Genomic DNA, 10,935 nt, shown 5'->3' with positions numbered 1-10,935 from the left:
GTGCCGATGCAACGCGCGCAGACGACGTTGATCAGATGCCGCAGCATCGCGCCCAGTCCGCCACCGAAGAAAACCAGCAAATAGCTTGTCACCTGCCCCCACCCGCGACCGGCCCGACTTTGCACTTGTGCCGCAAGCTTTCGCTCACCGCAAGCATCGCGGCACGCGCAAATGAAAGGGCGACAGCCAAAGCTGCCGCCCCGAACCAGCGTCACGCGAAGCGATCAGGCCTTGCCGAACAGCTCGTCGACATATTCCCAGTTGACGAGATGATCGACGAACGCCTTCAGATAGTCCGGACGGCGGTTGCGGTAGTCAATGTAGTAGGAGTGCTCCCAGACGTCGCAGCCGAGGATCGGGGTTGCGCCATGGACCAGCGAACTCTCGCCATTCGCCGTCTTGGAGATTTCGAGCTTGCCGTTCTTGACCGACAGCCAGCACCAGCCGGAGCCGAACTGGCCGACGCCGGCGGCGGCGAAATCGGTCTTGAATTTCTCCAGCCCGCCGAGGTCCTCGTTGATCTTCTTTTCCAGCCGGCCCGGCAGCTTGCTGCCGCCGCCACCCGGCTTCATCCATTTCCAGAAATGCATGTGGTTGTAGTGCTGGCCGGCATTGTTGAACACCGCCGGATTCTTCCCGAACGAACCCTTCACGATCTCCTCGAGGGATTTGCCCTCGAATTCGGTCCCCTTGATCGCGTTGTTTCCGTTGGTCACATAGGCCTGATGGTGCTTGTCGTGGTGGTATTCCAGCGTTTCCCTGGACATATGGGGCGCGAGGGCGTCATGGGCATAGGGCAGATCGGGAAGCGTGAAGGTCATGGGGTGATGTCCGAAATGATGGGAGACTGGGACTAACGGGACCCTCTTATAGAAGGTTCCGCCGCGGTTAAACACCGCAATTTCGCAAGGGCCGCGGGGGCGTTGCGTAACTACCGACCGTGGCCCGCGTATGACAGACAGGTTTCGCGCTTGGGGACGAGGATAAGGCAATGAGCATCGAAATCGACGTCCTGAACGGCGACGCATCATGGCCGCTCGTCGAGCCGCTGTTCGACGCGGTCTGGCCACCCGATGTGCTGGCAAGGCTGCCCTGGGGCGATGTGGTCTTCGCCCATGCCGACCTGCGGGTGCTGGTGCACTCCGAGCCGGATGGCCTGGTCTGCCATGTCGGGATCTTTCGCCGGGAAGTGATGTGGAACGGCCGGAAAATGCGCGCCGGCGGCATCGGCGGGGTCGCGACAAGCGAAGGCCACCGGCGCCGCGGCTATGCCAGCGTCGCGCTCGATGCCGCGATCCGGACGCTGAAAGACGAGGGCTCGGCCGATTTCGCGATGCTGTTCTGCGAGCCGCACAACGCGCCGTTCTATGCCAGCCGCGGCTGGCGGCCGTTCGAGGGCGAAATTTTTGCCGAACAGCCGCCGCAGGGCCGCGTCCCCTTCAGCGCCATCGCGCCCTATGTCCACAAGATCAGGCAGGCGCCGCTGCGCGGCACGATCGACCTGTGCGGCCTGCCATGGTGACCGCTGAAAAAAATGATCGCGCGACCACGCGAATATGGCATTGCAGAAATCTGATTTGTTGTTATGCAGGCGCGCGTTTTCCGGAGACCGCCAATGGCCTGCAAATTCGGTTCCATCGCCGTGATCGTGGCGACACTGCTCGCCTCACCCTGCGCGCGGGCGCAGACGAAGAGCGCGCCGACCGGCACTTGGCTGACCCAGGCCGGCGACGCCAGGGTCAAGGTCAGCAAATGCGGCGGCGGCATTTGCGGGGTCATCGTCGGGCTGAAGGAGCCGATTGACCCCGCCACCGGGAAACCTCAAATTGACGACAAGAATCCCAACCCGACGCTGGCGAAACGTCCGGTGATCGGACTGTCGCTGTTCAGCGGCATGCTTCCCGCCGGTCCGGACAAATGGTCCGGCCCGATCTACAATGCCGATGACGGCAACAGCTACAATAGCCATATTTCCGTGTCCGGCCCGGATACGCTGCGGGTCGAAGGATGCGTCGGCGCGCTCTGCGGCGGCGAGACCTGGACGCGGGTCGGGCGCTGACGCAACTTCGTCCGAAAGCGTGGGTCAGCTCAGGCCGCCGTCGCCTTCAGCGCGGTCGCCGCGGAGGCGTAGCCGCCGCGGGCGCCGTCGATGAAATGCATGTGATCGCTGCGCAGTGCCGAGAGCGTAAAGCAGGTCATCATCGCGGCGTCCTGCCTGTGCAGGCCATATCGCACGATTCCATCTGAAGCGGCCCGAGCCAGACGCTGCGTCAGCGCGCGCGCGAGTTCCGGCGTACAGTCGAGGATCATGCGCAATCCGTCGTCATATTTGCGGAAGTCGGAATTCTCCACCACCTGCCGCACATAGGTGTTCGGCACGAAGCCGCCGACGCTGATGCCGAAGCGCATGACCACATAGGCAAACAGCGTGGTTGCGAGTACGAGCGCGCGGCGCTTGAAGCGCGATCCGCCGCGCATGGCGCGGACCTCGTATTCGTTGCCGGACGGCGGCCATTTGAGCGGCGGGCCGCCCGACGGCACCGGCCGCCCCGCATCCGGGCTCTGCTCGACGAGATCGATGACGTCCTCGATCACCGTGCGGAAGGCGCGCGGATCGGCGCCTTGCGCGGGCACCACCAGCGCGGAAAGGATCAGACCGCGCGCGGAGGGAATTTCCTCGAACCGGCAGGACAGTCCGGTCAGATCGGGCAGCGTGCCTGACGGCGCCGCCGGCACGGCGAATTCGCCGCGCTTCATCGCGGCCTCCGCCCAGCCGAGGCCGCCGCCGGAAAACATCGCATAGGACAGATTGGGCGACGGCCCGAAGCGGGCGAGGCGAATGTCGAGGCCCTGCGCGCGGACCGCGGTAACCGGCACCAGCGCCACCCGCATCACCAGATCGAGGTCTTCCCCGACCCAGGTCGCGGTCGCCGCCAGCGCCTCGCGCGCGCGGCCGAGATCGCCGGCCGACACCGCGAAACTGGCGCCATCGCCGCCGAACACGAACGGAAACTCCCGTCCTTCCAGCGCGTTGGTCACCGCCGCGATGACGGCGGCGCCGGCCATGTTGACCGCCTTGTAGCGCTGCGCCGCGATCGCCTTGGTCGATTCCACGATATCGGCGACGCCGACGGTCCAGTCGTCCGGCAACGGCGCATAGAGCGCCGGGTCCATCAGGCTGCCAAAGCCGCGAAAGACCGGAATGCCGCCGTAGAAAGCGTCGCTGCCATCGGACGTGGTCATGCGCGTCAAATTACCCCGTTTCGCATGAGATACGGCGGAAGCCCCGAATTCGGTTCAAAAAAGCCGGCGTCGGGATCCTTTGGAAAATCCCCGCCTTTGGCGCTTGAACCTCAGCCCCTACCCCTTCGCGAGCCCGCGCAGCACCAGCTGATTGAGCCGGCCCGCGAAGGCGGCCGGATCTTCCGGCAATTCGCCGTCGAGGATTTGCGCCTGCTCCAGCAGCAGCAGCGACAGATCCGCCGCCGCGTCCTTCGCTCCGGCAATCGCCGCAACCAGCGGATGGCGCAGGTTGATCTCAAGGACCGGCCTGGTGGCCGAACCCTTGTTTTGCATCGCCAGCAGCCGGTCCAGCGCGCGGTCGCGCCCGTCACCGCCGGCCACCAGACATGACGCGCTCGAGGTCAGCCGCCGCGACGCCCGCACGTCGGAGACGCGATCGCCGAGCGCGTCCTTGATCACGGCGATGGTGGCCGCCTCGTCCGCATCGGTTTCCTGCTTCCTGTCATCGGCCTTGTCGTCCAAAAGCGGGATCAGGGCGAAATCGACGTTGCCCTGGCTCAGCGACTTCAAGGGCTTGCCACCAAAATCGAGCGGCGCCGCGGTCCAGAACGCGTCCACCGGATCGGTCAACAGCAGCACCTCGATGCCCCGCGCCGTGGCGGATTCGAGCTTCGGGTTGGACTTCAGCCGCTCGATGCCCTCGCCAGTGAGGTAATAGATCTCGGTCTGGTTCGGCTTGAGATCGTCGACATATTGCTTCAGCGAGCGCTTCTCGCCCGCGGTCGTCGTGAAACGCGACAGCGACAGCAACTTTTCGCGCCGCTCGTAATCCTCCCAGATGCCCTCCTTGATCACCGGCCCGAACGCGTCCCAGATCTTTCCGAAAGCTTCCGGCGCCTTGTCGCCGAGATTTTCCAGTTCCCCGATCACGCGACCGGTGACGGCATTGCGGATCTGTGCAAGCTGCGGATTGTTCTGCAGCATCTCGCGGGAAATATTGAGCGGCAGATCCTCGCTGTCGATCACGCCGCGGATGAAGCGCAAATAGGCGGGCAGCAGATCGGCGTCGTCGGCGATGAAGACGCGACGGACATAGAGCCTGACCTTGCCCTTGCGCGCCGGCTCGAACAGATCGAACGGTTTTGTCGAGGGCGAGAACAGCAGCACCGCGTAGGATTGCCGCCCTTCGGCGCGATAATGCAGCGTCATCGCCGGATCGTCGAAGGCGCCTGCGATCGATTGATAGGCCTGCCTGTAGTCCTCCGGCGTGAGCTCCGACTTCGGCCGCTGCCACAACGCGCTCGCCGAATTGATCTGGCGCGGCTCACCCTCCTCCGGCTGAAGTTCGATCGGAAACTGGATGTTGTCTGAATAGGCGCGGACGATGCGCTCGATCTCGTAAGTCTCGAGATATTTTTGCGCCTCCTTTTTCAGGTGCAGCACGATTTCGGTGCCGCGGGTGACGCGCCTGGCATCTTCCTCGCCGGCCGGCGCGATCTCAAATCCGCTGCCGCCCGATGACGACCAGACCCACGCCTGGTCCGCGCCGGCGCGGCGGCTCAGGACCACGATGCGCTCGGCGACCATGAAGGCCGCGTAGAAGCCGACGCCGAACTGGCCGATCAGGCCGGCGCCGTCCCTGGCCTCGGTCAGGCGCGCGAGGAACGATTTGGTGCCGGAGCGCGCGATGGTGCCGAGATTGTCGATCAGCTCCTGCCGGTCCATGCCGATGCCGCTATCGACGACCGAAAGCGTGTTGGCCTTCTTGTCCGGCACAATGCGGATTTTTGGCGGCGCGCCATCGGCGATCAGCTCGGGCGCGGCGATCGCCTCATAGCGCAGCCGGTCGCAGGCATCGGACGCGTTGGAAATCAGCTCGCGCAGGAAAATATCGGTCTCCGAATAGACCGAGTGCACCATCAGGTGCAGCAGTTCGGCGACCTCGGCCTGGAACGGCTGGGATTCGGCGGCGGTGGTGGTGGCGGTCATGGGATGGCTCGCGGCAAAAGGTAAATGGGCAATCGGGCGAAACCCGATATAGCAATGCCGTCTCAGGTAGCAATATTTGCGCAGGGCCGAAAGGTGGTGACGGGGACCTTACCGCTCGACGAAGGCACGCTGGAGCTGGTCTGTTACGGGCTTGAACAAATAGCTCATCATGGTCCGGCTCGCCGTCTGCATGAAAACTTCCGCGGGCATGCCCGAGACGAGTTGCAGGCCGGCCAGCCGGCGGCGTTCCTCCTCCGGCAGCGTGACCCTGACGGTGAAATAGGCCGCATTGGTCTGCTGATCGCGGCTGGTATCGGGCGACACATAGGAGACGAGCCCGGTCAATTGCGGCGTCAGCCGCTGGTTGAAGGCCGTGAAGCGGACCAGCGCCTGCTGGCCGGTGCGAACCTGGTCGATGTCGTTCGGCTGCAGCCGCGCCTCGACCTGCAGCTCATCGGAATCCGGCACCACTTCCATGATGGGGTCGCCCGCCCGGATCACCCCGCCGAGGGTATGCGCGGCAAGCTGATGGATCACACCGGAATTGGGGGCGCGAATCTCGATGCGATCGAGCAGGTCCTGCGCGGCGATGCTTCGTTCGGTGAACTCGGCTTCCTTGCCTTGTGCCTCGCCGAGCTCCTTCACGACATCGGTGCGAAAATCCTGATCGAGCCGGATGATCTGAAGCTGGGCCTCGCCGATTTTCGATTTTGTTTCGGCGATCGCCGAGATCAACTGCCCGCGCTCGCCTTCGATCCGTGCGCTTTCGCGCTGCAAGGTCGTGAGCCGCGTCAGCGGGACCAGCTGCTTGTCAAAAAGGTCCTGGACTCCGGAAAGCTCGCCGGAAATCAGTTCCAGTTGTTTGGTCTTGGATCTGACCTGGGCGTCAAGGCCGGCAATCTCCTCGCCGAGCTGTGAAACCCGGCTTTGCAGCAGATCAATCTGACTGTGGCGCGCATTGGCCCTCGCCTTGAACAGCGACTCTTCCGACGCCAGCAAAGCCTTGATCGCCGCGTCATCGGAGCGCGCCGCGAGATCGGCCGGTGCTTCAAATCCGGGCAAGCCGTCGCGTTCGACAACCAGCCGCGCGATCCTGGCCCGCATTTCGTCGCGTTGCTTGCTCACCACCTGACGACTGGCCTGCGCCTGGGTTGCATCGAGCCGCAGCAGCAAATCGCCGGCATTCACGTGCACGCCGTTGCGGACCGCGATCTCCGCGACAACCCCGCCGGTCGGATGCTGGATGGTCTTGACGTTCGATTGAACGACCAGATTGCCGGGAACCACGACGGCCCCCGCCAGCGGCACCAGCGCGGCCCAGCCGCCGGCCAAACCGCCGGCGACGAGCAGCACCCGAAGCCCGGTCCTGAGCTCTCCCTCGAACGCCCGTCTTGCCCGCGCCGTCAGGCTGTCGCCGGCCGCGCCATCATCGGCGGCGAGGCCGTCGCGATGGATCAGAAAGGCGGCGCCGGCGACCAGACCGACACGGCAGCGCTCGACCAACTGTCCCATCGCCGTGCCTGACACGGCTTCACCGGAGGGACGCGGGAGCATCATGGGCGGCGCGTCGAAAAGCGTCGGCGGAATCCTGCTTTCCGGTCGGGCAGCTTCCCGGCGCTGCCTCACCGCATCGATCGGGATCGGATTTTCAGCCGCGGCGACGCGGGGCGGGCGCGGCGGCGGGGTGACACCCGGCGCGCGCACGCGATCGCTCATGCGCTTGGGCGGCGCAGCCGTACCGGATCCGAACCGCTCCGGCCGGCCTGGTCTCACAGTACCCATAGGTAGCGGATGTTGGGACGCGGCGATGCCGGGCGGGCGCGGCTGCAGGGTGGCATCCGGCGCGTGGACATGGCGGTCCAGGCGCGCGGCCGGAGCGGCAGCGCCGAAACCGAACTGCTCCAGGCAGACTTCGATCGCCCGCCCCATCTTTCCTTTCCGCCGCCGCTTCGGCGGGCGGGGCCGCGGCCGTATCGCAGGATGCACGCTATCGTGCGCCGGGCGGCGCGATGGCGGCGCGCGCGGCTTGTCCGGTGCTTCATGTTCGAACGCCTGACGCAGACGCTGCAATTCGAGAATCAGCGCAGCGCCCTGCGGTCCAAACCCGCCGCCACCCGGCTCATCCGCCGGCTCGTCGTTTCGCTGCATGCGCTCGTCGTCGGATCTCATGGCGCGACGCCCTCGGCAAGCGGCGCGCGGCGAACCGCTTTCGCGTCCGCGGCCTGCCCGGTCGCGTTACGAACGCGCGCAAATACCTGCTCGCTCGAGCCAAACGCGATCGCCTTGCCTTCGTACAGCACCATCGCCATGTTCAACGCGGTCAACGCGCTGGGCCGATGCGATATCACGACCACGATGGATTTATTCTGGCGCAGGATCTGGATGGCGCGGGTCAGCGCATTCTCGCCGTCCGCATCCAGGTTGGCATTGGGCTCGTCAAGCACGACCAGGAACGGATCGCCAAACACCGCCCGCGCCAGACCCACGCGCTGCCGCTGCCCCGCCGACAGCGACATGCCGCCTTCGCCGATCCGGGTCGAATAGCCCTCCGGCAGCCGCAGAATAATGTCATGGACGCCGGCGATCTGCGCCGCCTTCAGGATGGCATCCGAGGTCGCCCGCTCATCGAACCGGCAGATGTTTTCGGCCGCCGTGCCGTCGAACAGGGATACCTCCTGCGGCAGATAGCCGACATAGCGGCCGAGATCCTCGTTTCGCCATTGATCGAGCGCGGCGCCATCGAGCCGCACCACGCCATGCCGGGCCGGCCAGATTCCAACCAGCGCCTTGGAGAGCGAGGTCTTGCCCGATGCGCTGGCGCCGAGCAGGGCCAGTCCCATGCCGGCCTTCAGCGAAAACGAAATGTTGGAGACGATTGGTTTGTCCGACCCCGGTGCGGCGACCGCGAGATCCTGCACCGAAAGCTCGCGCGAGGGGCGCGGCAGCACGACCGGTGGCGCCGGGGGGCCTGCGGTAACCTTGCAGATGTCGCGCAGGCGCACGATGCCCTGACGCGCGGCGACCAGTTGCTTCCAGCTGCCGAGCGCGATCTCTACCGGCGCGAGCGCGCGTCCCATCATGATCGAGGAGGCGATCATGATGCCGCCCGACGCCTTGTCCACCACGACGAGATAGGCGCCGATGCCCAGCATCCCCGACTGCAGCACGTAGCGCAGCACCTTCGCGCCCGACCCGAGATTGGCATAGACGTCGGTGGCGCGGATGTTTTCCCGCAGATACCGCTCATTGGCCTGCGACCAGCGCGCGGTAAAGCGGTCGGTCATGCCGAGCGCCCGGATGACTTCCGCGTTACGCTGGGTCGCATCCGCGAGCACCTGTCGATGGGCGCTGGAATCCATCGCCGCCCTCGCCGCCCCGCGCGACATCCGTTCGGTCAGCAATGTCATTGCAATGATCGCGGCGGTGCCCAGCAGGGCAGTCATGCCGATCGCCGGGTGAAACAGGAACAGGGTGACGAGAAAGATCGGAATCCACGGCATATCCAGGAACGCCGTCGGCCCCATGCCGGACATGAAGCCGCGCACCTGGTCCAGATCGCGCAGCGGCTGCTGCATCAGCATCGGCTTGACGCCGCGAAGCGGCAGCGTGGCGAGCGCGATGTGGATCGATTGCTGCAAGCCGGCGTCGAACAGCGTCGCGACGCGACACAGCATGCGCGCGCGCAGCGCGTCGAAATATCCCTGCATCAGATACGCGAACAGCACCATGAGCGAGAGACCGAGCAAGGTCGCGGTGTTGCGGCTCGGAATGACCCGATCATAGACCTGCAACATGTAAAGCGAGCCCGCCAGCATCAGAACATTGACGACTCCGCTGAACACGGCAACGCCGACCATGCGCCGCACGCTCTCGCGCAGCCCGAGCGCCACGGGATCATCGCAAGCCAGCGTCGACAGCAAGTTCGAAATCCCCGGAGACGGAGCCGATGCTTGCGCACGACCCTTTTCAACACTCATGCACCGCGCCTCCCCATCGACCGATATCGCGATCGGCGACCAAATCTCATTGACCCGCGATACCGACCATTTTCCGGCGAGATTGCGACGCGACCGATTGTTGCGCAGCGTGGTGGAATAAAACGAGCGTCGCGGTGTCATGCTTAACTGGATGAGTGCGTCATGTCGGTCGTGTCAATTTTGCGCACGCTGATGTGACACATGAGAGTTCCGCGACAACCACCCTCCAAGCTTTCATATTTGTCTCTCGTTTGAGCCTGACCGTCGGTCAGATCGAGACGCGCGTCACGGATTCGACCGTCTATCACCTTGCTTCTCCCGCGCATTGGCCCGGGTACCGGCCGAATGACGCCACGAAGCTGAAGAACTCTTCACCCCGTGATCACGCGGCGCTCTAGGGATCGCTTGCGCCGATAGTTCACGCGTGTCGACAGAATTTCGACAGAACAAGAGGGGACGAATAATGGCTCGGACACACGGTAATCATCATCGCCACAACCATGATCAAGGCAACGACCCCGGTACGCCATCGCCGCCGCCGGTGGTAACCCCTGATCCGCCGTCGCCTCCGGCCACCACTCCCCCTCCCGCACCTGCTCCCGCCTTCTCGGACCTCGGCGCGACCTTCAATGACGCCACGCGCGCGCTTGAGGGCGGTCTCTGGCAAAACGTGGTGGAGGAAGGTGGTCAGGGGCACGGCAGCATCGTGCGCTATACCAACGATCTCACCGCCGTTAAGAACGGGCTTCAGGCGGAGGTGAACGCCGGGCAGTTTACCGGCGACACCCTAACCCACGTCCAGACCATTCTAGCCGATATCACGACGGCTCTATCGGCCGCCGCTGCCTCGGTCCAAGGTGGCGGAGCTTTTAGCAGCGTCGCGGCCGCCGAAACGGCGTTGCACACCAGCCATCTCGATATCCTCAACGTCGTTAATAACGATCCCAACCTCGCGGCTTTGGCGAAGCAAAATGGCGCGAGCGGCTTCCTGGCAGCGCCGACCACGCTCGCGGACGGCGTCACCGCCGCGAATGCGCCGCACGCCAATCTCGCGGAGATCGGCGTCATCTTCAACGACGCGGCGAACCATATTCTTGGCGGCGTGAATGCCGACAATGCCGGGATCATCACCGATGACATCAACGCGATCATCACCGACATGCAGGCGCTAATAACCGCCAACCCCAGCTTGTTCGGCGGGCTCACCGGCATCCATGCGGACACGGTGATGCGGCAGCTCGAACTCGAGAAAACTTACATCGCCCAGGCCGGAATATCCCCGGATGCGGGAAGGGGCAGCAACGACAATTTCCTGGACATGATCGACATCATCCAGGGCGATACCAATCTCGTGAACATGGCAAACCAGGGCGGCGTTTCCGGCTTTACGCCGTTCGGGGACGCGCTCAACCCAACGCCGAGATACATGGACAATGACGCTCAAACGAATTTCTGGGCAAACTTCATTGCCGATGGCAACACCCTCGGCCAGCAGGCGATACAGCTCGTAGGGTCGGGCGATGCGCAAGCGATCCAGGCCCTGATCACCCAGTTTCAGACCTTCGAAAAGAACGCAACCGACTTCGACCAATCGCAGGGTGGGATCTTCGGGGCGCGCTTCGACAATGAATTGACGCCGAACAGCACGCTCGGGGCGGAAGTCGACGCGATGATCAGAGGTCTCAATACCGGCAACGCTGCCTTGGTAGCGGCGGCTGCCCAGGTC

Annotated in this window: 8 protein-coding genes; 3 read left to right on the top strand and 5 right to left on the bottom strand. The window is 64.5% G+C overall.

The window, feature by feature from the left end:
* Positions 1–224: 224 nt before the first annotated feature.
* Positions 225–821 (bottom strand): superoxide dismutase, encoded by a 597-nt coding sequence (locus WCE35_RS06210; protein ID WP_424592467.1) that lies wholly within the window; start codon positions 819–821, stop codon positions 225–227.
* 170 nt (positions 822–991) lie between these two features.
* Between WCE35_RS06210 and WCE35_RS06205 the strand changes: the two genes are divergently transcribed.
* Together WCE35_RS06205 and WCE35_RS06200 are read left to right on the top strand one after the other, a co-directional pair.
* Positions 992–1,522 carry a GNAT family N-acetyltransferase gene (locus WCE35_RS06205; RefSeq protein WP_424592466.1) on the top strand — a complete coding sequence of 177 codons (531 nt, stop codon included), beginning with the start codon at positions 992–994 and terminating at the stop codon, positions 1,520–1,522.
* Positions 1,523–1,615: 93 nt separating this feature from the next.
* Positions 1,616–2,059 (top strand): DUF2147 domain-containing protein, encoded by a 444-nt coding sequence (locus WCE35_RS06200; RefSeq protein ID WP_424592465.1) that lies wholly within the window; start codon positions 1,616–1,618, stop codon positions 2,057–2,059.
* Between the two features lie 29 nt (positions 2,060–2,088).
* Here the strand turns inward: WCE35_RS06200 and WCE35_RS06195 are convergent, their stop codons facing one another.
* The 4 genes from WCE35_RS06195 to WCE35_RS06180 form a co-directional block, all read right to left on the bottom strand.
* Positions 2,089–3,243, bottom strand: a complete 1,155-nt coding sequence (locus WCE35_RS06195) for a DUF3095 domain-containing protein (RefSeq protein ID WP_424592464.1) — start codon at positions 3,241–3,243, stop codon at positions 2,089–2,091.
* Positions 3,244–3,360: 117 nt separating this feature from the next.
* The gene (gene htpG / locus WCE35_RS06190) at positions 3,361–5,232 is read right to left on the bottom strand and encodes a molecular chaperone HtpG (RefSeq protein ID WP_424592463.1); all 1,872 of its coding nucleotides are present in this window, start codon (positions 5,230–5,232) and stop codon (positions 3,361–3,363) included.
* 108 nt (positions 5,233–5,340) lie between these two features.
* The gene (locus WCE35_RS06185) at positions 5,341–7,401 is read right to left on the bottom strand and encodes an HlyD family type I secretion periplasmic adaptor subunit (RefSeq protein ID WP_424592462.1); all 2,061 of its coding nucleotides are present in this window, start codon (positions 7,399–7,401) and stop codon (positions 5,341–5,343) included.
* Positions 7,398–9,089: a type I secretion system permease/ATPase gene (locus WCE35_RS06180; RefSeq protein ID WP_424592468.1), complete on the bottom strand. Its 1,692-nt coding sequence runs from the start codon at positions 9,087–9,089 to the stop codon at positions 7,398–7,400. Before WCE35_RS06180 ends, WCE35_RS06185 begins: the two co-directional genes overlap by 4 nt.
* A 583-nt stretch (positions 9,090–9,672) precedes the next feature.
* Here WCE35_RS06180 and WCE35_RS06175 point away from each other — a divergent pair.
* Positions 9,673–10,935, top strand: a 1,263-nt coding sequence (locus tag WCE35_RS06175) for a hypothetical protein (RefSeq protein ID WP_424592461.1), incomplete at its 3' end; no start/stop codon positions are given.

The sequence above is a fragment of the Bradyrhizobium sp. genome (genome assembly GCF_049691595.1).
Classification (GTDB): Bacteria; Pseudomonadota; Alphaproteobacteria; order Rhizobiales; family Xanthobacteraceae; genus Bradyrhizobium.
This window is presented reverse-complemented; position numbering and strand designations above follow the sequence as displayed.

Excerpts from the sequence above, each read along its gene's own strand:
- WCE35_RS06210 (WP_424592467.1), bottom strand. The coding sequence starts at position 821 with ATGACCTTCACGCTTCCCGATCTGCCCTATGCCCATGACGCCCTCGCG.
- WCE35_RS06205 (WP_424592466.1), top strand. The coding sequence starts at position 992 with ATGAGCATCGAAATCGACGTCCTGAACGGCGACGCATCATGGCCGCTC.
- WCE35_RS06200 (WP_424592465.1), top strand. The coding sequence starts at position 1,616 with ATGGCCTGCAAATTCGGTTCCATCGCCGTGATCGTGGCGACACTGCTC.
- WCE35_RS06195 (WP_424592464.1), bottom strand. The coding sequence starts at position 3,243 with ATGACCACGTCCGATGGCAGCGACGCTTTCTACGGCGGCATTCCGGTC.
- htpG (WP_424592463.1), bottom strand. The coding sequence starts at position 5,232 with ATGACCGCCACCACCACCGCCGCCGAATCCCAGCCGTTCCAGGCCGAG.
- WCE35_RS06185 (WP_424592462.1), bottom strand. The coding sequence starts at position 7,401 with ATGAGATCCGACGACGAGCGCATGCAGCGAAACGACGAGCCGGCGGAT.
- WCE35_RS06180 (WP_424592468.1), bottom strand. The coding sequence starts at position 9,089 with ATGGTCGGCGTTGCCGTGTTCAGCGGAGTCGTCAATGTTCTGATGCTG.